Raw genomic sequence first — 20399 nt, 5'->3', positions numbered from 1 at the left:
CCCGGCCAGGATGCCGTCGACCACCGACACCGCGTACCCCCGCACCTGGCGGTCGGCTGGGCGAGCAGGGCATCCGGCCGGTTGTCTGGATCGATGGAGACCATCGGATGAAGTACATCGTCCACGGCGAGAACCGGATCATCACGGGGGACGCGATCGCGGCCGCCGCCCTCGCGTACGCCGCCGCCCTCGGGGAGAACGGCACGACCGACATCGTCGAGATCCCGACCGCGGCCGAGGACGGGACCGGAGTCAAGGCCGAGATCCTGCTCGGTCCGGCGTCGCAGATCATGGTCGAGACGGCCCCGGACGACGAGCTGGAGCCGGAGGACGACGACCTCGTCAACGAGCTCCGACGTCGCACGGCCGAGGTGGGCGGCGGGCGCTTCATCGACGCCGCGTCCTCGCACTCCGACGAGCCGGCCGCGAAGTCCCTCCGCACCGACCCGCCGACGGCGTCCCGGAACTGACCGCAGCGCTCCCTCCCGCCCTGGACGACGGAGAGCCCCGCACCAGCAGGTGCGGGGCTCTCCGTGTGGTGCCGGCGGTCCGTGCCGGACCGGGAGTGTCTCAGGCGCGTGCGCCGCGACGACCGGTGATCGCACCCCAGATGAGGAGGACGATGATCGCGCCGACGATGGCGATGATCCACGACTGGATGCTGAAGAACCCGTCGTAGCCCACGTTGAAGATGAGGCCGCCGAGCCAGCCGCCGATGAGGGCGCCGATGACACCGAGCACGAGCGTGGCGAGCCACCCGCCGCCCTGGCGACCGGGGAGGATCAGCTTGGCGATGGCGCCGGCGATGAGGCCGAGGAGGATGAAGCCGAGGAAGCTCATGGGAGTGCCTTTCGAGACGGGCACCGTGCGGTGCCGTTGTGGTGCAGGGGTGCCGCCACGGCGGCGGCGGAGCGGTCGATACCGACGCTCCGGGACCGGACGGTACCGGTCAGACGGTGTCGAGCAGGCCGTCGCGCGACTGCTCGGCGAACAGCGCGGTCATGTCGATGGCCTCGGTGGGGGTGTCCCCGTCGACGAACGTGGGGATCGAGGGCGTCGAGTGCATCTGACCGGTCCTTCCGTGGTGGTGCGTGTACCGCTCCACCCTGCTCCGTGATCAGTAGTTAGGCACACTACACAGTCGGTGATGCGTTAACTGGATGAACGTCGTCCTGCTGGGACGCCGACTCGTCGTCGAACGGCCCGTGGGTGCCGAGCGGGTGATGTGGTCTCGTTCTGCATCGTCCCCTCCTCTGGTCGGGCGGGCCGTCAGCGCACGACGGGGCACCGCTCGTCGCGCGCTGCCCCGTCGTGTCTGCTGGTCGCTACCCGCGGAAGACGTCCTCGACGTCCTCACCGGTCTGCTTCGCGCTCGCGGCGGCCTGGTCCTGCTCGCCCTCGGCGACCTTCGACTCGTCGTCGGTCGCCTTGCCGAAGGCCTCCTTCGCCTTGCCCGCGATGTCCTGTGCGGCGTTCTCGATCGTGTCGTCGAGTCCCATGACGGGCTCCTTCCGGTGGTGCGACCGAGATGTCGGTCGCGGGTGGGTGGTGGTCGGTGGTGCTGGTGGCCGGGAGGCCGGTGGCCGGTCCGTCAGACGACGCGCTTGGCCTTCGACACGGCGGACCGCGTGCCTCCGGACAGGTGGACCAGGACCGGCAGCTGCCGGCCGAGGGTGCGGTCGAGGGTGGCGATCGCCGCGTCCACGGCCTCGAGGACCGTCACGGCGTCCCCGCCGCGGCGGACCGCGACCCGGAGGCGGGCCGCCCGGTGCTTCCGCACCGTGTACACGTCGACCTTCGACGAGACGACGTCGTGGACGCCGTCCAGTTCGTGGTCCACGACGTCCCGGACCAGGGCCACGTTCACGGTGACCTCGTCGTCGCCCGCGGCTTCCCGCACGGCGACGGCGGTGCCACCCCGTCCGCGGGTGAGCACCCAGACGAGCGCGAGGACGACGACGACGAGGCAGGCCGATGCCACGATCCACAGCGAGGCCGCCGGGACCTCGACCTCCGACGGGAACCGGACGTACGGCTCGAGTGCGTCGCGGACCGCGGGCAGGACCCCGGCCCCCATCGCGAGCCCGACCACGACCGCGACGAGGCCGAGCACGAACAGGATCAGCCGGTTCAGCGTGCGGTTGCTCGAGGTCATGACAGGGTGCCCTTCTCGCTGACGCGGACGGTGACGCGGCGGCCCAACCGCTCGTCGAGGCGACCGAGGCGTTCGGCGACGGCGTGCTCGACGGTGGATGGGTCGACGGGGATGCCGGACATCGGCACCAGGTGGACCTCGGTCCGGAGACCCCGGGCACTCGCGGTGACGTGTGCGTCGGGGACGCCGGCGGCCCGGCCGGCGGCGTTCCGGGCGGTGGAGGCGATGATCGACGAGTCGACCACCACGGCGCCACGGTCGTGCGGCACCACCGCGCGGTGTCGTCGGCCGGGTGTGACGGCCAGGACCACGAGGACGATCCCCGCGACGACGAGCACCGCGGCGACGACCTCGATCATCGTCACGAAGGCCGCATCCGGTGCGAGTGCGGCGTCGACCGCAGTCTGTGGGTCGGCGAGGAGCGGCGGCGCTCCGATCGCCCGGAGGACCGACTCGGTGCCGATCCACGCCGCGACCAGCACGAGCACCACCAGTGCCACGGACACGGCCGTGGACCGGGAGCGGTGCACGCTCCGACGGCGCAGCCGACGTTCGACGGGACTGCTGCTCATGGTGTCCTCTCCTACCGGACCCGGCGGTCGCGCTCGCGCACGATCCCGGTCAACTCGATGCGTGCCGACCCGACCCGACGGCCGGTGAGGGCGCTCACGCGGCTCCGGATCGCAGCCGCGGTGGACGTGGTGGCCTCGACGAGGTCCGTGCCGGCGGCGACCGGTCCGGTGATCGCCAGGGCCAGCGCTCCGTTGGCGTCCCCGAGGTCCACCCGCACCCGCTTCGTGGGCGCACCGAGCCGTTCGGCGGCGACGGCGCGCGCGCACGAGGTCAGGGCGCGGGTGGTGACCTCGACGCGGCCCGGAACAGCGCCCGGGCCGTCCGTCACCGTGAACTCCGACGTCCGGTCAGCACGTCCGTCAGGGCACCGCGGTCGATCCGGCCCGTGGCGAGCGCGGCGACGAGTGCCCCGACGGCACCGAAGACGACGACGAGGGCGAAGCCCCAGAAGCCGAACTGCAGGGCGGCGACCGCCAGGAGGGCGCCGACCAGGGCGCCGGTCAGTGTGGTGCTCATGCGACGCGCGGCTCCTTCTTGTCCTCGTCCTCGTCGTCGTCACCGGGGATGAAGACGTCCTGGATCGTGACGTTCACCTCGGCGACCTCCATGCCGACGATGTCTTCGAGGGCACGGGCGACGGAGGAGCGGACGCCCTCGGCGACCTGCTGCAGCGGCACCGGGTACTCGGCGACGATGGTGATGTCGGCGGCGACCTGCTTCTCGCCGACCTCGACCTTGACGCCCTGGCCGTGGTCGCGCTGCCCGATGGCGTCACGGAGCGCGCCGATGGCACGGGCGGCGCCGTTGCCGAGGGAGTGCACGCCGTTGACCTCGCGGGCGGCGATGCCGGCGACCTTCGAGACGACGGTGTCGTCGATGACGGTCTTGCCGGTGCCGGTGCCGGCGCTCGTCGGCGTCGTCGAGGTCGTCGCGAGGGTGTCGGGGGTGGTGGTGGTCATGGTGTCTCCTTCCGGTTGCCCGCCGGACGTTCCCAGCGGGTGCTGTTCACGGATGAGACGGGCTGGAGAGGACGATCGTCACGTGCGCCGCGGGACACCCAGGCCCGTTCCAGGAAGAGCCCGATCCCGCACCCGGAGCTGTACCCCGATCGCGGATCGCTGCTGGTTCCGGCTCGCTCGGTGCGCGGTCCGCGGGATCCGGAGCATCCCTCGATCGGCTCTCCCCTGCCGATCGGAGACCCCGCGGGCGCGGAGCTGGGAGGGCTCGCAGCCGACGGACGACATGACGCGGGGTACACCGTGCTGTGGGCGCGGGCTCCCGCGACGGTAGGAACGGACCATGACGGCGACCGCGTTCTGCCTGCACGCACTCGGCTCCAGCTCCGAGGAGTTCGCCGCGCTCCGAGCGCGGCTCAGCGGGACCGTCGACCTCGTCGGCATCGACCTGCCCGGCTTCGGCACGAGTTCCGCCGCGACCGGCACCACCGTCGAGGAGATGGCGGTGCTCGTCGAGCGGGCGATCGGCACGAGCGGCGCCACCGAGTGGGCCCTCGTCGGGCGCTCGATGGGCGGCAAGGTCGCCTCGGTGGTCGCCGGCCGCACGATGAGCGGCGCGAACGGCCTGTTCGGACTGCGGGCCGTCGTGCTCCTCGCGGCGTCGCCCCTCTCCCCCGAACCGATGAGCGAGGAACGTCGACAGACGATGCTCGACTGGGCCGCCGACCACGAGATCGGCCCGGACGAGGCCGCCGCGTTCGTCGACGCGAACACGTCGGGTCAGCTGTCGCCGGAGCCGTACGCGACCGCCGTGCACCCCGCGACGATGGCGACGATCGACTACGACGGTTTCGCCAACGGCGGGGACGGCGTGCGCAAGCAGGGCTTCCAGTTGCTCGGAGACGGACAACGCGAAGCATGGGAACCGGGAGGACCGACACGATGAAGCTCGACCACCAGCGCCGGTACGGCGAGGACGAGGTCGTCGACGCGGTCGTCGTCGGCACGGGCGCGGGCGGCGCTCCGCTGCTCGCGAGCCTGGCCCGCGCCGGCCTGCGGGTCGTCGCGCTCGAGGCCGGCCGGAACACCGAACCGGGCGACCACCTGCCCGACGAGGTCGAGGCGCCGGCGGACATCAACTGGATGGAGGAACGGATCAGCGGCGGCGGTGCCCCGACCGCCTTCGGTCCGAACAACAGCGGCACCGGTGTCGGCGGGTCGACGCTGCACTGGGGTGCCTTCACACCGCGGCCGAGCGCGCACGACCTGCACCTGCGGTCGGACACCGGCGAGGGCGTGGACTGGCCGGTGGACCACGCCGAGCTCGTCCGCTACATCGAGCAGGTCGAGCACGACGTGGGCGTCGCCGGCCCCGCGCACTACCCGTGGGACCCCGCCCGTCGGTACACGATGCGCCCGCCGGGCCGGAACGCCTCGTCCGACATGATGATGCGCGGCGCCGCTGCCGTCGGGATCACCGCGACGGACGCCCCCGTGGCGCTCACCACCGAGGACCGGCACCAGGAGCACCACGGTCTCCGCCACGCCTGCGTCTCGTGCGGCTCCTGCCACCAGGGCTGCCGGAACGGCGCGAAGGTCTCGATGGACACGACGTACCTGCCGGCCGCCGTCGCCTTCGGTGCGGAGATCCGCGCCGAGGCGTTCGTGCACGGCATCGAGCTCGACGCCCGGGGCGCGGTCGAGGCCGTCGTCTACCGTCAGCACGGTCGTGAGCACCGTCAGCGCACCCGCGCCCTCGTGCTGGCCGCCGGTGGGGTCGAGACGCCCCGCCTGCTCCTGCACACCGGGATCGCGAACAGCAGCGGCCAGGTCGGCCGGAACTTCACCGCACACGGCGCCACGCAGGTCTGGGCCCGGTTCGACGAGTCGATGCGGTCCTACCGCGGCTACCCGTCGTCGATCATCAGCGAGGACTTCGTCCGGCCGGCCGACGCCGACTTCGCCGGTGGGTACCTGATCCAGAGCCTCGGCGTGCAGCCGCTCACGTTCGCCACGACGCTCGTGCGCGGGGGCGGCCTCCGCGGGGCCGCCCTGGTGCGGGCGATGCGGGACTACCCGCACATGGCCGGCGTGGGCATCAACGCGGAGTGCCTGCCGTACGACGACAACCGGCTCGTGCTCGGGGACGAGGTCGACGAGCACGGGGTCCGGAAGGCGACGGTCACCTTCACGCCCGGGTCGAACGAGGAGGCCATCCGGCGCCACGCCGTCCGCACCATGACCGCGATCGTGGAGGCCGCCGGTGGGCAGGACGTCCGCGTGCTCGAGCGGACCGCGCACACGATCGGCACCGCCCGGATGGGCACGGACCCCGGTGCGTCGGTGGTCGACGCGGCCGGTCGGTCGTGGGACGTCCCGAACCTCTGGATCGCGGACAACTCGGTCTTCCCGAGTGCCGTCATCGCGAACCCGGCGCTCACGATCATGGCACTGTCCCTCCGCACCGCCGACCGGATGCTCCGCGGCGACGCGGCCGCCGACCGCGCCCAGGGCCTGGTCGCCTCCGCCTGACCGGTCCGGCCGGCCTGGGGCGGACGGGAGGCCCGTGGCCGGGTCTCCCCGTGCCTTCCGGCGGACCACGGCGGGCGTGTCGGTGGGCGGTCGTAGCGTCGGGGCATGCCCGAGGGTGACTCCGTCCACCGGCTCGCCGCCCGCCTGCGGCAGGTCGACGGGGCGCGGGTCGTCAGCGGTGAGCTGCGCGGCGGCGGCGCCGCGGGACGGCGCCTGAGCGGGCGTCGGGTCCTCGCGCACGCGACGCACGGCAAGCACCTGCTCACCCGGTTCGACGACGGGACGACCCTGCACACCCACATGCGGATGCAGGGCTCGTGGACCGTCACGTCGCCGGGTCGGCGACTGCCCCCGACCGTGGTGCAGCGTGCCCGCGTCCGTCTCGGACTCGAGGACGGCCGTGTCGTCTGGGGCATCGACCTCCCCGTGGTGGACCTGGTCGACACCACCGACGAGCACAGTGTGATCGGGCACCTCGGGCCGGACCTGCTGCACGAGGACTTCGACGCGGCCGAGGCCGTCCGGCGCCTGACCGCCGACCCCGACGCCTCCGTCCGGGACGTCCTGCTCGACCAGCGGCGGATGGCCGGGCTCGGGAACCTCTGGGCGAACGAGCTCGGGTTCGTCCGCGGGCTGCACCCCGACCGCCCTATCGGTACCGTCGACGCCGAGACCCTGGTCGCGACGGCCCGACGGATGCTGCGCCACTCGGCGACCGTGCCGGAGGCGTACCAGGTGACGACCGGCGTCCTCCGTCGCGGCGAGCGGCACTGGGTGGTCGGTCGCGCCGGGCGGCGGTGCCTGCGCTGCGGCACCACGGTCCGAGCGCGGGACGACGTCGAGGTCGTCGGCTCGCCGGCCCGACGGCTCTGGTGGTGCCCGCGGTGTCAGCCGCTCCCGAGCCCGTCGGGCCGACGGCCCGCCGCCGCCTGACCGCTCCTCGACCGCGTGCTACCGCGTCGAGCGCACGGTGCTCACCCGCAGGTGCTCGAACGTGCTCGTCGACCCGGCACCGCCGAGCGAGATGAGCCCGATGCGCGGCGTCGACCCGAGGTCCGCCGTCCAGGTCCCGCCCCGGACGAAGTGGCGTCCGTCGACGCTGGTGTACGCGGTGTAGCGGTGCTCACCGTCGACGACCCGGTGCACGATCCGGAGCGTCGTGGCGTCCCCGACCGGGCCGACGACCATGTTGCCGTAGCTCGGCGCACCCTCGGGCTGCCCGCTGACCTGCTTGCCGAACTCGGTCTGCCGGGTGTTGAAGATCGCGTTCGACACGAGACGGACGTAGTTCCCGTCGTCCCCGTACACGACGAGTCCGCCCTGCCGGTAGTTGAACGTGTCACCGGTCGCCGGGGTGTCCATCCGCACCCGTGTCTCGACGACGTAGTCCCCACTCGGTGCCGCCTCGGTCAGCACCGAGGCGAGCGGCGTCTGCGGCGGGTGCAGGTCGGCGTCCTGGGTCTGCCAGCGGAAGGCACCGCCGGAGACGCCGTAGGTCGTGGTGTCGGGCTGCCGGGTCCACGTGAGCGTCGGCGGCAGCGTGGTGCCGTCGAACTCGGTGGACAGCGACCGGATCGGCCGCGCCGGGGCGTCGACCGGGGCGAGCCGCATGCGGTACGCGGACCGCTGCCCGGGTTGTGCGGCGGGGGCGGGCTCGACCGAGTCGGACGGCCCCGCTCCCCCGCGGACGACGGGCCACTCGCCGACCCAGTCGATCGGGTCGATGAGCGCGGGGCGCTTCGTGTACCCGGACTGCCGGGCGTAGTACGGGTCGGTCCGGTCGACCGCGTGGTAGATCATCCAGTCCTGACCGGCGAAGTCGGTGACGACCGTGTTGTGGCCGGTGCCCACCCAGCGGTTGCCGTTCTGCGCGAGGAGGGGCGAGCCTCCCACCCGGGTGTCCGTGATCGCGACGCCGTCGCGGTCGCGGAACGGCCCGAGCGGGCTCTTCGAGCGGGCGACGAAGACGCCGTACCCGGTGAGCGATCCGTTGCAGCAGTTCGTCGCGGAGCCCATGTAGTACCACCAGCCGCCGTGCCGCATCAGGTACGACCCCTCGTACCGGTTGTCGATCGCGATCTGGCGTTCGGTCTCCGGACGCGAACGCAGGCCGTCGGCCGTGAGCTGCCGCACGTTCACGCCGCCGAAGTAGCTGCCGAAGTACAGGTAGGTCCGGCCGGAGTCGGTGATGACCTCGGGGTCGAACGACCACCGGAAGCCGGCACCGTTCGGCGCGGTCTGCGGTGCGACGACCGGTCCGCCGGAGTCCTTCCACGGCCCGGTCGGGCTGCTGCTCGTCGCGACACCGATCGCCGATCCGCCGCCGGTGGGACCCGTCGCCGAGGGGGTGTCCGACGCGGTGTAGTAGAGGAACCAGGTCCCCGGCTTACCGCGCGACCCCGCGCGGTACACGACGTCGGGCGCCCAGATGCCGTTCGCCTCGCCGACCCACGCCGGCTTCGTGTCGAAGGCGTCACCGACGTACGTCCAGTTCGTCAGGTCCGTGGACCGGTACGTCGGGACGCTGTGCTGGACGAGTCCGCCGTCGGGGCCCGTCTCGGTCTCCGAGATCGCGTCGGTGGTGCAGTACAGGTACCAGTTCCGGTCCCGTCCGACGCCGTGCAGGGCGGTCGGGTCGGCACAGCTCGCGGTCGTCTCGCCGTCCGGGAGGCGCAGGGCCATCGGGTTCTGGTGCGTTGCCGCCGGTGCGTGGCCGCGCCCCGCAGCTGCGGGTGGCGCGACGGCGGCGGGTGGAGCGGCGGTCGCGGGGCTTGCCAGGGCCTGGGCCCCGACGATGGTCACGGCCGCGAGGGTGATCGCGATGGTTCGGCGCACGGGACAGCCTCTCGTCGTTGAGGAGGTGGTGTGTCGCGAGCGTAGCCCCGGGCGGCCCCCCCTGACCAGGGGGGCGTCACGATCGCTGCCACGTCGGGGACGGGAGGCCCGGTGTCAGCTGGTGACGAGCCTCCAGTCCGGTGGGCACCGGCGGGTACAACGGGAGCATGACGCGACGCAGCCCCGGCCACCCCTCCCCCGTGCAGCCCGGACCCGGCCAGGAGTCGGTGTGGGACTACCCGCGGCCGCCGCGCGTCGAGCACACCGGTGCACGTGTCGTCGTGCGCCTGGGCGGGCAGGTCATCGCGGACACCACCCGGGCGTTCCGCGTCCTCGAGACGAGCCACCCGCCGGTCTACTACCTGCCGATCGCGGACGTCGTCGACGGCGCGCTCGTGCCGACGAGCGGCTCGAGCATGTGCGAGTTCAAGGGCAGCGCGACGTACTTCGACGTGCACGGCGGCGACGCCGTCGTGCCGCGCGGCGCCTGGACGTACCGGTCGCCGTGGGAGGGCTACGGCGAGCTGCGGGACCACGTCGCGGTGTACCCGTCGCGGATGGACTCGTGCGAGGTCGCCGGCGAACGCGTGCGGGCGCAGGCGGGCGACTTCTACGGCGGCTGGATCACGGCGGACATCGTCGGGCCGTTCAAGGGCGAACCCGGGACGCTCGGGTGGTGAACCCGGCCCCGTCGCCCTCGGGCACCACCCGCCGTCGGATCGGACTCCGCCTGCGCAAGCCCTGGTTCGCCTGGGGCGCACGTCCCACCGTCACCATCGACGGCGTCGGACACCCCGCGCAGTGGGGCTCCGGCACGTGGGTGCTGCCGGACGACGGCGTCGTCGAGTTCGGCGTCTACTGCATCAACCGGGGCTGGCGGTTCGGCGCGGCCACGGTGCGGGTCGATGCCGTCGACGCCGGGGCCACCCTCGAGTACCGGGCGGGTGCGCTGCCGATCGGACCGGGGACGATCGCGATCAGCCGGGTGTGACGGCACCGGGTCGTGCGACGACACGACCTGCTCCGTGCTGTCCACCACGCACACCGCCGAGTGCAGGGCGGTCTCCTGCCCGTCGGCCCGTCCCTCCTGGCCCCTCGGACTGGGGCGGCGCCGAGCCGTTGACCGGCGGTGCGGACGCTCCGTAGCGTTGCCCGGACACGACCGGAGGGCCACCGATGCGCGCCGTCAGCAGCACCGCCACCACGACCGTCCGATTCGCCGCGGCGGTCGTCGCCGTCGTCCTGCTCGCCGCCCTGCTCGTGGCGCTCCGGACACCGGCCGCGAGCGCAGCGCCGACGGTGCTGTCGACCGGACGCCCGGCCCTCGCGTCGTCGACCGACTCGAGTTCGCGACCGGCTGCGAAGGCGGTGGACGGGAAGACCACGACCCGGTGGGCGAGCGCGCGGACCGACGCGCAGTGGTTGCGCGTCGACCTGGGCCGCACCGCGACGATCTCGAGCATCACCCTGCGGTGGGAGGTCGCCTACGCGAAGGCCTACAAGCTGCAGGTGTCGGCCGACGCGAAGACCTGGACCACCGTCTCGAACGTCACGGCCGGCAAGGGCGGGGTCGTCACGACGGCCGTGTCCGGGACGGGCCGGTACGTGCGGATGCTCGGCGTGCAGCGCGGCACCAACCACGGCTACTCACTGTGGGAGTTCCAAGTGACGGGGACCCCGGTGACGCCGGCTACGCCGACGCCGACGCCCACCACGGGGGTGCGGGTCACCGGCACGCAGGGGAAGTGGCAGCTGACGGTCGACGGCAAGCCGTGGCTCGTCAAGGGCGTGACCTACGGGCCGTCAGCTGCCGAGGCCCCGACGTACATGGCTGACATCGCCGGCATGGGCGTCAACACGGTCCGGACCTGGGGCACCGACGCGTCCTCCCGGCAGCTGTTCGACGCCGCGCAGGCGCACGGCATCCGGGTCGTCGCCGGCCTCTGGTTGGACCAGGGTGCCGACTACGTGAACGACTCCGCGTACAAGACGAGCGCGCTCGCGAGCATCACGAAGACCGTCACGAGCTACCGCGACCACCGCGGGCTCCTCATGTGGGACGTCGGCAACGAGGTCATGCTCGGCCAGGGCGAGGCGCAGCGCGTCGCCTACGCGAAGTACGTCGAACAGGTCACGAAGGCGATCCACGCCGCGGACCCGTCGCACCCGGTGACGTCGACCGACGCCACCACCGAGGCCTGGGACCTCTACCGGAAGTACACGCCGAGCCTCGACCTGTACGCGGTGAACACGTACGGCGGCATCGGCTGGGTGCAGCAGAAGTGGCGGGACGGCGGCTACACGAAGCCCTACCTGGTCACCGAGACCGGGCCGGCCGGCTCGTGGGAGGTCCCGGCGGATGCGAACGGTGTCCCGCAGCAGCTGAGCGACACCGCGGCAGCTCGGTCGTACGCGGACGCTTGGAAGGCCGTCACTGCCGCTCCCGGCGTAGCCCTCGGCGCGACGATGTTCCACTACGGCGTCGAGGACGACGAGCAGGGCGTGTGGTTGAACCTCCGCACCGGCGGGCTCAAGCGCCTGTCGTACTACGCCGTCCAGCAGGCGTACGGCGGACCCGTGACCGGCAACCGCCCGCCGGTCATCCAGCGGATCGCCGCGTCGCCCTCGACCGGAGTCGCACCCGGGTCGACGGTGACCGTGACCGCGCCGGCGGTGGACCCGGACGGGGACGCCGTGACCTACCGGGTGTCGGTGACGAGCCGCTGGATCAACGGCGGCGACGGGGCACTCCGACCGACGCCGGTGACGACCGCGGGCGACGCGACGCTGCGCATCACCGCACCGACCACGGCCGGCAACTGGAAGCTCGCGGTGTACGCGATGGACGGGCACGGCAACGCGGGCATCGAGACCGTGACGGTGCGGGTGCGCTGAGCCTGGGCAGGCGGGAGGACGTCGGACGGTCGACCGTCGACTGTCGGCGCCGTGCAGGATGCTGCACGTGCAGGCGACCATCGCGAGGGTGACGATCGACGGCCGGGAACAGGACCGCGACGCCGACCTCGATCACCATCAGCGGTTCGAGGTGGAGACCTCCCCGCGAGGGCAGGACGGGTACTTCTTCCGCGCCCACAGGGTCGCGGTCATCTGACGGCTGGCCACAGCTCAGGTGGATCAATACGATGCGGCAATGACTCCATCTCGCGTCGCCTGCCTCGTCGGCGGCATCCTCCTCGCTGTCGGAGGCGTCCTCTGCGGTGGTGCGTTCCTCGCAGAGGTGACGTCCGATCCCGAGGGCGGCGCGGTGATCGGGGCCGGCGCTCTGCTGTTCTTCGGGCAGCCGCTCGCGTACACCGGCGTGCTGCTCCTCGTCGTCAGCGTGGTGCTGTTCGCCCGGTCCGACCGCTCCCCGCGACGCTGAGAGCCGAAGGAACTCCCCGCGCGCACGCTGATCGCGACCGGCGCGAGCGAGACTGGCCCTCACCCGGATGGCGGCAGCAGCATGCGAACAGCAGCGCGCTCGTGGACACGACGGAACGCGTCGGCGTGGCCTCGTGTCGTGCGGCAGAGGCGGTGTGTCGGATGATGGGTCGGTGAACCGGACCGATCGTCTCTACGGTCTCGTGGAGGAACTGCGGGCTGTTGCACCGCGCCCGCGGAGTGCGCGTCGTCTTGCAGAACGCTTCGAGGTGTCCGTGCGGACCATCGAGCGGGACCTCGCCGCGTTGCAGCAGTCGGGTCTGCCGATCTGGGCGGAGCCGGGCCGGACCGGTGGGTACGTCATCGACGCGTCAGCGACGCTCGGCCCGGCGGGGTTCACGCTGGATGAGGCCCTCGCGGTGCTGATCGGGCTCGGCGCGCTCCACCACAGCCCGTTCCGGCAGTCCGCCCGGACTGCCACCCGCAAGGTGCTCGCAGTGATGCCGGACCGGGACGCCGCACGTGCCAGTGCTCTCGCATCGCGGGTGCACTTCCTGGAGAGCGAAGAGGACACGACCGTGCCGGTCGCGTTCGCGGAAGCTCTGCGTGCGGACCGTGTCGTCCAGCTGCGGTACCTGGACGCCGGCGGTGCGGAGTCCAGTCGGGACGTCGAACCGTTGGGGTCGGTCGAGAAGGAAGGGCAGTGGTACCTGGTGGCCTGGTGCCGACTGCGAGAGGGCGTGCGGGCATTCCGTGGAGATCGGATGCTCTCGGTCCGGGTCACCGATGAGCGGCCGCCCACGCGGGCGCTCCTCGCAGAGGACCTCGCGATCCAGTACGGACGACTCAGGTCCGTCATCGACGACTGATCGGCGGCCGACGTGTTCTGCGGAACACCGACAGGACGGTGTCGCGACGACCGGTGATGCTGATGCTCCCACCTCACCAGCACCACCGAAGGAGCCCCATGTCGTTCACTTCCATCCGCATCGTCACCGACGACCTCGACGGTCTCGTCGCCTTCTACGAGCAGGTCACCGGCCAGCAGGCCGTGCGTCCCGCCCCGGCGTTCGCGCAGTTCAGCGGCCCCGGCGCGAGTCTCGCGATCGCCAGCACCGCGACCGTCGCGATGCTCGGCGGCGCTCTCACACCTGCCACGAACCGATCCGTGTTCATCGAGTTCGAAGTCGCTGACGTCGATGGCGATTTCGCCGAGCTCGCGCTCGAGAACGAGGACGTCGTCCTCGAACCGACGACGATGCCGTGGGGCAACCGCTCCGCACTGGTCCGTGATCCCGACGGCAACGTCGTCAACCTGTTCAGCAAGCCGACCACCGACCAGGCAGGAAGCCGCACAGCGAGCACCGTCCGGTGACCCATCGGCACTGGCCGCGCACCGTCGAGAGGATGAGGGCGTGACGTTCCACCCCGTGACAGAGCGCGACGTCGATCCCCTCCGTGCTCTCCTCCGCGACGCCGACCTGACCCTTGCCGGGCTCGACGACCCGACCGTTCACCTGTGGATCGAGCGGGACAGAACAGGATCGGTGATCGGCAGTACCGGCTTCGAACCGAGCCGAGACGGCACGCACGCGCTGATCCGGAGCGTCGCCGTCGCGCCCGAGCGTCGCACCGTCGGTGCCGGTTCCCGCCTCGCGATGTTCGCTCTCGAACGAGCAGCCGGCGCGGGGGCCTCGTGCGCGTGGCTGTTCTCGCGGCGGTCGGGGCCGTTCTGGCAGAAGCTCGGCTTCACCGACGCCGACCGGGAACACCTGGCTGCGGCGCTGCCCGAGACGCAGCAAGTACGCCTGTTCGTCAGGACCGGACAACTCAGCAACGAGGTCGCGTGGTCACGCACGCTCACCGACCTGGCTCGGTGAAGGCCCTCGACCGGTCCTCTGCGCCGAGGAAGTGCATCGGGCCGGCAACGGGCAGCCGGGATGACGGTGGCACTCGTCGACGTCCGGGCACACGACCTCAGCGCGGCAGCCGCGGCACCGCGTCGAGCAGCGCCCGCGTGTAGTCCGACCGCGGCGACGCCAGGACCGCACTCGTGTCGCCCTGCTCTTCGACCCGGCCACCGCGGAGGACCACGGTCGACGCACAGAGCCGTGCGACCACCGCGAGGTCGTGCGAGACGAGCACGATCGTCATGCCGTGCTCCTCGGCGAGCCGCTCGAACAGCTCGAGGACGGCGACCCGGGTCGTCAGGTCGAGCGCGCTCACCGGCTCGTCGGCCACGAGCACCCGGGGGCCGGACACCACGGCGCGGGCGATCGCGATGCGCTGCCGCTGCCCGCCGGAGAACTCGTGCGGGTACCGCTGCCCTGCGTCGGCACCGAGCCCGACGTCCCGCAGCGCGGCGGCGACCCGGTCGGACGCCTCGGAGCCGGACGCCACCCCGAGGGAGCGCAGCGGCTCGCCGACGATGCGGTCGACGCGCTGCCGGGGGTCGAGGGACGAGTACGGGTCCTGGAACACCGGCTGCACGGCGGTGCGGAAGCGGCGGAGCGCGGCCCGGTCGCGGAGGTCGAGCGGCGCCCCGTCGAAGGACACGGTGCCGGAGTCCGGCGCCGCCAGCCCGAGGAGCATCCGGAGCACGGTGGTCTTGCCCGCACCGGACTCCCCCACGATGCCGAGGTGCTCGCCGGGCTGCACGGCGAACGAGACACCGTCGAGCGCCAGGCCCGTGCCCGGGGCGGGGCCCGTGCCACCGGTGCGCCGTGCACCGCGGCTCGGGTACCGGAACGTCACGTCCGACAGTTCGAGCAGGGCGGTCATCGTGCACCTCCGCGGCGGCCGGCGTCGAGGGCGTCCTGCAGCGTCCGGGCACTGCCGACGAGCCGCTGCGTGTACGGGTGGGTCGGTGCGGCGATGACGTCGCGGACGGCCCCCTGTTCGACGGCACGACCGTGTTCGAGCACGAGCACCCGGTCGACGGTCCGCGCGACCACCGGCAGGTCGTGGCTGATGAACAGCAGCCCCATCCCCCGCTCGGTCACGGCCCGGTCGAGGAGGTCGAGCACCTGTGCCTGCACCGTGACGTCGAGCGCCGTCGTCGGTTCGTCCGCGATGAGGACGCGCGGGCGGCACGCGAGCGCCATCGCGATCGCGACGCGCTGCCGCTGCCCGCCGGAGAGCTCCCACGGGAACGACCCGGCGACACGCTCGGGGTCGGTGAGGGCGACGTCGGCGATCGCCTCGCGGACCGCGGCGCGCAGGGCCGGACCGCGGAGTCCGCGGTGCCGCCGCAGCGGCTCGGCGATCTGGTCGCCGGCACGCATGAGCGGGTCGAGTGCGGTCATCGGCTCCTGGAAGACCGGGGCGACGACGCCGCCTCGGACGTCGCGCAGGGCACGCTCACGGGCGCCGAGCACCTCGACGTCGCCGACCCGGACCGAGCCGCTGGCGGTGAGCCCGGTCGGCAGCAGCCCCATGACCGCGAGTGCGGTGAGCGACTTGCCGCTGCCGGACTCACCGACGATGCCGAGGCGGTCGCCGACGTCGACCGAGAACGAGACGCCGTCGACGAGCGCTGCGCCATCGGCGGCGGTGATGCGCAGGTCGGTGACCTCGATGGCGGGCGTCATGCGGGCCTCCCGTCCGGGTCGTCGGTGGCGGACGCCACCGGTCCGACGGCGGTGCCGACGCCGTCACCGGCGACCGGCGCACCGGCCGGGAGGCCCGGGGCGGCTCCGCGCGCGGCTCGCCGTCCGTGACGGGTCGGGTCCGCGACGTCCCGCAGGCCGTCCGCCAGCAGGTTCGCACCGATGACGAGCACGACGAGGGCGAGGCCCGGCGTGATGACGCCGGCGGGTGCCTCGAACGCGGTCTGCTGGGCGTCCTGCAGCATCCGCCCCCAGGACGCGTTCGGCGGCGGCGCGCCGAGCCCCAGGTAGGACAGGCTCGCCTCGGCGAGGACGGCGAGGCCGAACTGCAGCGCGAGGTTGACCGCGAGGGTCGGCCAGATGTTCGGGAGCACGTGCTGGGTGATGATCCGCGGCCAGGTCGTGCCGGAGGTCCGCGCCGCGGTGACGTAGTCCTGGCGGAGCACCCGTCGGGCGAGGATCCGGACGAGCCGTGCGACGACCGCGGCCATGACGAGGCCGATCGCGACGATCGCGGTGCCGAGCGACGCACCGCGAGCGGCGACGAGGAGCATCGCGACGAGCAGCGTCGGGAAGGCGATCACGATGTCGAGCACGGCGGACAGCGTGTCGTCGAGCCAGGGTCGGGCGAAGGCCGCCGCGAGGCCGATCGCGGTACCGAGCACCCCGCCGACGAGCACGGCGCCGACGCCGGTCGTCAGTGCGATGCGGGCACCGATGAGCAGCTGCGTCGCGAGGTCGCGGCCGAGCGTGTCCGTGCCGAGCCAGTGTGCGGCGCCGGGCGGGGTGAGCCGGCCACCGGACGTGTCGTACAGCGAGTACGGCAGCCAGACGAGCGAGACGACCGCGGCGACGACGACCAGGCCGACGAGCACGATACCCGTGGTCAGGGACACAGACCGGCGGGCGCTCATCGGTTCCCCGAGACGCTCGTGCGCAGGCGCGGGTCGACGATGCGCTGCACGACGTCGGCGACGAAGCCGATGACGAGCACCGCGACGGTGGAGACGAGCAGGACGCCCTGGATGCTCGGGTAGTCGTGCTGCTCGATGCCGGTGATGAGCATGCTGCCGAGGCCGGGCAGGGCGAAGACGCTCTCGACGACGACCGCGCCGAGGAAGGTCGACGCCAGCTCGATGCCGAGCACCGCGATCACCGGGACGACCGCCGACCGGACGCCGTGCCGGAGGAACGCCGACGCCGTCGACGCACCGAGCGCCCGGGCCGTGCGGATGTGGTCGGCGCCGAGGACGTCGAGCACCGCGCTCCGCACGTAGCGCGCGATCGAGGCCGTCATCACGACCGCGACGGTGATGACCGGCAGCGCGAGCGACTCGAGTGCGTCGCCCGCGTACGTCCAGTCGTCACGCGGGAAGCCGCTCGACGGCAGCAGGCCCCACTGCAGGGAGACCACCTGCACGAGCAGGATGCCGATCCAGAACACCGGAACGGCGATGCCGAGCTGCGTCACACCGGAGAGCAGCACGCCGTACCAGCGGTCGGCTCGCGCAGCCGCGACGAACCCGACGACGCAGGCCACGACGACGGCGATGCCGAACGCGATGAGGGTGAGCGGCACGGTGACGACCAGGCGCTGCGCGAGGTCGGGCAGCACCGGCAGGCCGCTCGTGAACGACGTGCCGAGGTCGAAGTGCAACATCTGGCCGATCCACTGCACGAACTGCTGCGCCAGCGGGAGGTCGGAGCCGACCTCCCGCCGGGCGGCCGCGATCTGGTCCGGCGTCGCGTTCGCCGCGAGGAGCGCGTTCGCCGGGTCGCCGGGCAGGATCCGCAGGAGCGCGAACACCACCACCAGGGCGACCGCGAGCGAGAGCACGAGGATGCCGAGGCGGCGGAGGACGTACGCGGTCATGCGGGGGTGCGGATCCTGCCTGGTCGGTGCTGGACGGTCGGTGCTAGGAGACGGTGATGTCGGAGACGGGGAACTGCGAGTTCAGCCCGTTCTTCCAGTATCCTGTGACGTCCTTGTCCGACACGACGATCTGCGGGTACAGGTACAGCCAGGCACTCGCCGCGTCCCGCACGATCTGCTCGTTCGCCTTCCGGAGCAGGTCCGTCTGCTGGTCCTCGGACGGAGCCTGCTCGGCGTCCGTGATGTCCTTCTGGACCTGCGCGTTGTCGTACCCGAAGTAGAAGTCGGGGTTGCCGTAGAAGACGACGTCGCGGTCGTTGACGTGCTCCTGCAGCGTCGCCTCGAAGTCGTGCTGCTGGTACACCTTCGTGTACCACTCGTCGGCGCTGATCGTGTTGATGTCGACGGTCACGCCGACCTTCTGCAGCGCGCTCTGCAGGTACTGCGCGACGGCCGGGTGCGGGTCGTACGACGGAGTGTCGAGCGTGAAGGAGAACCCGTCGGCGTGGCCGGCCTCGGCGAGCAGCTCCTTCGCCTTGGCGGGGTCGTACGCGTTGACGCTCGTCAGGTCCTCGTACCAGGGGTCGGTCGGCGGGACCATCGAGCCGTTCACGGTGCCGTAGTCGCCCCAGATCGCCTTCAGCAGGGCCTTCCGGTCGATCGCGGCCGAGACCGCCTGGCGGAGCTTCACATCCGTGAAGGGGCCCTCCGCGTCGTTGAACGCCAAGAGCTCCTTGGTGGTGGAGTCGCCCTCGCTGACCGTGTACTTCGACTCGTCAGCGGTGAACCGGGACAGGGCGTCGGGTGACTGGATGCTCGTGATGACGTCGACCTGACCGCTGGCGAGCGCGTTCGACAGCGTGGAGGCGCTGGTGAAGTAGTCGAACTCGACCCCGCCGTTCGCGGGCTTCTCGCCCCAGTAGTCGGCGAAGGGCTCGAGCGTGATGGACGAGCCGCGCTTCCAGGTGTCGAGCGTGTACGGCCCGGTGCCGTCCTCCTCGGTCTTGAGCTTCTCCTCGTCAGCGGGGACGATCCAGACGTAGGAGAGGTTGTAGACGAACGAGATCGACCGCTGCGACAGGTGCACCACGACGGTCTCGTCGTCGGGGGTCTCGATCGACTCCACGACGGCCAGGCTCGACTTGCGGGAGGACTGCGAGTCCTCGGCGGTGACGCGCTCGATGGAGCTCTTCACGTCGGCGCTGGTGAGCTCCGCGCCGCTGTGGAACTGGACGCCCTTCCGGAGCGTGAACGTGTAGGTGAGCCCGTCGGAGGACGTGTCGTACGACTTGGCGAGCAGCGGGGTCACCGTGCCGTCGTCCCCGAGGCGGAACAGCCCCTCGTAGACGTTGTCCTGGAACGCCTCGTTGACGCCCTGTCCACCGCCGTCGACGTTGGACAGGTTCGTCGGCTCGTACAGCGAGCCGATCGCCACCGTGGCGTCCCCGCCCGACGACGATCCGCCGCCTCCGGAGGACGAGCAGCCGGCGAGGGCGAGGCTGAGGGCGATGCCGGACGCGGCGAGCGCGACGATTCGGGTCTTCACGGGACTCCTGGTGCTTCGGGGGTGGTGGAGGCAGGGTGTGGCTGTGCGGCCGACGGCCGCACGACGGTCAGGCGCGGTGGGCGACGTGGCGCTCGCCCGCGTGGACGGGCACGTGCAGGCGGTTCTGGAACGGCGGCAGCGGGCAGTTGTACTGGTCGCTGAAGCCGCACGGCGGCACGAACGCCTGGTTGAAGTCGAGCACGACGTCGGACTCCTCGCCCGTCGACGACCCGTCGGGGCGTTCGACGAACAGGAAGCGACCGGTGCCGTAGGTGCGCTCGGCCTCGTCGGTGCTGCGGTTCGTCGGGTCGCCGAACACGAGCAGCAGGGTGCCGTCGTCGTCGAAGGCGCTGAGCGTGTACTCGCGGTCGCCGATCGTCGCGGTGATGTCCCCGGGCACGACGAGGTCGCGGGTGGCACCGGCGGCGTCCCGGAGGTGCTCGTACGGGATCGTCCGGCCGGGCTCGGCGGGCGTGAAGTGTGCGGTGATCCGCCACGACGGGTCGTACGGGAACACCGGGGTGTCGACGTAGGACCGGATCGCCGGGGACGCGGCGTCCCACAGGCGGAAGCCGTGCTGCGGCTCGCCCGTGTCCAGGTCGATCCGACGCACGCGGGTCGCGGTGACGGTCTCCGGCTGCCCGACGAGCGCTGCCTCGAGGTCGGGCTCCTGGCCGATCGGGAGCCACTCGGTGCGGATCAGCGCCAGGTCGCCCTGCGCGCCGGTGACCCGCTCGCGGCGGGCTGCGCGCCAGGCGTCCCAGGAGGCGGGGGCGTCGTGCGTCGTGTCGGGGTCGGTGATGCTCATCGGGGACGAGAATCGCAGAGTGGCGTCCGGTATTCCCGGCTCGGCGTCACACGGGGCAACACGGCGCCGGTCGGCGCCGCTGCGGACGCGTCGTGCGCCGGACGGGAGGCCCGTGTCGAGCTGGCCACGGGC

General features: G+C 72.2%; 26 protein-coding genes. 12 read left to right on the top strand and 14 right to left on the bottom strand.

The window, feature by feature from the left end; translation table 11 throughout:
- Positions 1-107: 107 nt before the first annotated feature.
- Positions 108-470 carry a hypothetical protein gene (locus DEI91_RS04780; RefSeq protein ID WP_111051163.1) on the top strand — a complete coding sequence of 121 codons (363 nt, stop codon included), beginning with the start codon at positions 108-110 and terminating at the stop codon, positions 468-470.
- A 100-nt stretch (positions 471-570) separates the two neighbouring features.
- Here DEI91_RS04780 and DEI91_RS04775 read toward each other — a convergent pair whose 3' ends face one another.
- The 7 genes from DEI91_RS04775 to DEI91_RS04745 form a co-directional block, all read right to left on the bottom strand.
- Positions 571-840 carry a GlsB/YeaQ/YmgE family stress response membrane protein gene (locus DEI91_RS04775; RefSeq protein ID WP_111051162.1) on the bottom strand — a complete coding sequence of 90 codons (270 nt, stop codon included), beginning with the start codon at positions 838-840 and terminating at the stop codon, positions 571-573.
- 485 nt (positions 841-1325) lie between these two features.
- The gene (locus DEI91_RS04770; protein WP_111051161.1) at positions 1326-1499 is read right to left on the bottom strand and encodes a CsbD family protein; all 174 of its coding nucleotides are present in this window, start codon (positions 1497-1499) and stop codon (positions 1326-1328) included.
- 92 nt (positions 1500-1591) lie between these two features.
- Positions 1592-2155 (bottom strand): hypothetical protein, encoded by a 564-nt coding sequence (locus tag DEI91_RS04765; RefSeq protein ID WP_111051160.1) that lies wholly within the window; start codon positions 2153-2155, stop codon positions 1592-1594.
- Positions 2152-2727, bottom strand: a complete 576-nt coding sequence (locus DEI91_RS04760; protein ID WP_111051159.1) for a DUF6286 domain-containing protein — start codon at positions 2725-2727, stop codon at positions 2152-2154. The genes DEI91_RS04765 and DEI91_RS04760 overlap by 4 nt, the downstream gene beginning before the upstream one ends.
- Positions 2728-2738: 11 nt before the next feature.
- Positions 2739-3056 (bottom strand): hypothetical protein, encoded by a 318-nt coding sequence (locus DEI91_RS04755; RefSeq protein ID WP_111051158.1) that lies wholly within the window; start codon positions 3054-3056, stop codon positions 2739-2741.
- Complete coding sequence (locus DEI91_RS04750; protein WP_111051157.1) at positions 3053-3244, bottom strand: hypothetical protein; 192 nt, start codon at positions 3242-3244, stop codon at positions 3053-3055. Before DEI91_RS04750 ends, DEI91_RS04755 begins: the two co-directional genes overlap by 4 nt.
- The gene (locus DEI91_RS04745) at positions 3241-3687 is read right to left on the bottom strand and encodes an Asp23/Gls24 family envelope stress response protein (RefSeq protein ID WP_111051156.1); all 447 of its coding nucleotides are present in this window, start codon (positions 3685-3687) and stop codon (positions 3241-3243) included. Before DEI91_RS04745 ends, DEI91_RS04750 begins: the two co-directional genes overlap by 4 nt.
- A 340-nt stretch (positions 3688-4027) precedes the next feature.
- Between DEI91_RS04745 and DEI91_RS04740 the strand changes: the two genes are divergently transcribed.
- The 3 genes from DEI91_RS04740 to DEI91_RS04730 all read left to right on the top strand — a co-directional run bounded on the left by DEI91_RS04740 (position 4028) and on the right by DEI91_RS04730 (position 7149).
- The gene (locus tag DEI91_RS04740) at positions 4028-4630 is read left to right on the top strand and encodes an alpha/beta fold hydrolase (protein WP_111051155.1); all 603 of its coding nucleotides are present in this window, start codon (positions 4028-4030) and stop codon (positions 4628-4630) included.
- The gene (locus DEI91_RS04735) at positions 4627-6216 is read left to right on the top strand and encodes a GMC family oxidoreductase (protein WP_111051154.1); all 1590 of its coding nucleotides are present in this window, start codon (positions 4627-4629) and stop codon (positions 6214-6216) included. Before DEI91_RS04740 ends, DEI91_RS04735 begins: the two co-directional genes overlap by 4 nt.
- 105 nt (positions 6217-6321) lie before the next feature.
- A complete protein-coding gene (locus DEI91_RS04730) occupies positions 6322-7149 on the top strand; it encodes a DNA-formamidopyrimidine glycosylase family protein (protein WP_111051153.1) in 828 nt (275 codons plus the stop codon).
- 18 nt (positions 7150-7167) lie between these two features.
- On the opposite strand, the gene DEI91_RS04725 is transcribed toward DEI91_RS04730, so the two are convergent.
- Positions 7168-9051 (bottom strand): family 43 glycosylhydrolase, encoded by a 1884-nt coding sequence (locus DEI91_RS04725; RefSeq protein ID WP_111051152.1) that lies wholly within the window; start codon positions 9049-9051, stop codon positions 7168-7170.
- 167 nt (positions 9052-9218) lie between these two features.
- On the opposite strand from DEI91_RS04725, the gene DEI91_RS04720 reads away from it, so the two are divergent.
- The 8 genes from DEI91_RS04720 (at position 9219) to DEI91_RS04690 (ending at position 14312) form a co-directional block, all read left to right on the top strand.
- Positions 9219-9731 carry a DUF427 domain-containing protein gene (locus DEI91_RS04720; RefSeq protein ID WP_111051319.1) on the top strand — a complete coding sequence of 171 codons (513 nt, stop codon included), beginning with the start codon at positions 9219-9221 and terminating at the stop codon, positions 9729-9731.
- A complete protein-coding gene (locus tag DEI91_RS04715; protein WP_111051318.1) occupies positions 9728-10042 on the top strand; it encodes a hypothetical protein in 315 nt (104 codons plus the stop codon). The genes DEI91_RS04720 and DEI91_RS04715 overlap by 4 nt, the downstream gene beginning before the upstream one ends.
- Before the next feature lie 185 nt (positions 10043-10227).
- Positions 10228-11946: a discoidin domain-containing protein gene (locus tag DEI91_RS04710; protein WP_111051151.1), complete on the top strand. Its 1719-nt coding sequence runs from the start codon at positions 10228-10230 to the stop codon at positions 11944-11946.
- 67 nt (positions 11947-12013) lie between these two features.
- Positions 12014-12163 (top strand): hypothetical protein, encoded by a 150-nt coding sequence (locus DEI91_RS16195; protein ID WP_181439480.1) that lies wholly within the window; start codon positions 12014-12016, stop codon positions 12161-12163.
- Between the two features lie 39 nt (positions 12164-12202).
- A complete protein-coding gene (locus DEI91_RS04705) occupies positions 12203-12433 on the top strand; it encodes a hypothetical protein (RefSeq protein ID WP_111051150.1) in 231 nt (76 codons plus the stop codon).
- 133 nt (positions 12434-12566) lie between these two features.
- Complete coding sequence (locus DEI91_RS04700) at positions 12567-13301, top strand: YafY family protein (protein WP_309148041.1); 735 nt, start codon at positions 12567-12569, stop codon at positions 13299-13301.
- A gap of 98 nt (positions 13302-13399) precedes the next feature.
- A complete protein-coding gene (locus DEI91_RS04695) occupies positions 13400-13807 on the top strand; it encodes a VOC family protein (protein ID WP_111051148.1) in 408 nt (135 codons plus the stop codon).
- A gap of 40 nt (positions 13808-13847) precedes the next feature.
- Complete coding sequence (locus DEI91_RS04690; RefSeq protein ID WP_220038043.1) at positions 13848-14312, top strand: GNAT family N-acetyltransferase; 465 nt, start codon at positions 13848-13850, stop codon at positions 14310-14312.
- Positions 14313-14409: 97 nt separating this feature from the next.
- Here the strand turns inward: DEI91_RS04690 and DEI91_RS04685 are convergent, their stop codons facing one another.
- The 6 genes from DEI91_RS04685 to DEI91_RS04660 form a co-directional block, all read right to left on the bottom strand.
- Entirely contained in the window at positions 14410-15213 is an 804-nt protein-coding gene (locus tag DEI91_RS04685) for an ABC transporter ATP-binding protein (RefSeq protein WP_111051147.1), read from the bottom strand.
- Positions 15210-16022 (bottom strand): ABC transporter ATP-binding protein, encoded by an 813-nt coding sequence (locus DEI91_RS04680; RefSeq protein ID WP_111051146.1) that lies wholly within the window; start codon positions 16020-16022, stop codon positions 15210-15212. The genes DEI91_RS04685 and DEI91_RS04680 overlap by 4 nt, the downstream gene beginning before the upstream one ends.
- Positions 16019-16954, bottom strand: coding sequence for an ABC transporter permease (locus DEI91_RS04675; RefSeq protein WP_111051145.1), 936 nt, complete (start codon positions 16952-16954; stop codon positions 16019-16021). The genes DEI91_RS04680 and DEI91_RS04675 overlap by 4 nt, the downstream gene beginning before the upstream one ends.
- Complete coding sequence (locus tag DEI91_RS04670) at positions 16951-17913, bottom strand: ABC transporter permease (protein WP_111051144.1); 963 nt, start codon at positions 17911-17913, stop codon at positions 16951-16953. The genes DEI91_RS04675 and DEI91_RS04670 overlap by 4 nt, the downstream gene beginning before the upstream one ends.
- Before the next feature lie 43 nt (positions 17914-17956).
- On the bottom strand, positions 17957-19459 hold the full coding sequence (locus DEI91_RS04665; protein ID WP_258374294.1) for an ABC transporter substrate-binding protein: 1503 nt from the start codon (positions 19457-19459) through the stop codon (positions 17957-17959).
- A gap of 67 nt (positions 19460-19526) precedes the next feature.
- Positions 19527-20267: a DUF1684 domain-containing protein gene (locus tag DEI91_RS04660; RefSeq protein ID WP_111051143.1), complete on the bottom strand. Its 741-nt coding sequence runs from the start codon at positions 20265-20267 to the stop codon at positions 19527-19529.
- Positions 20268-20399: the final 132 nt, after the last annotated feature.

The organism is Curtobacterium sp. MCBD17_032, from assembly GCF_003234855.1.
Taxonomy (GTDB): Bacteria; Actinomycetota; Actinomycetes; order Actinomycetales; family Microbacteriaceae; genus Curtobacterium.
This window is presented reverse-complemented; position numbering and strand designations above follow the sequence as displayed.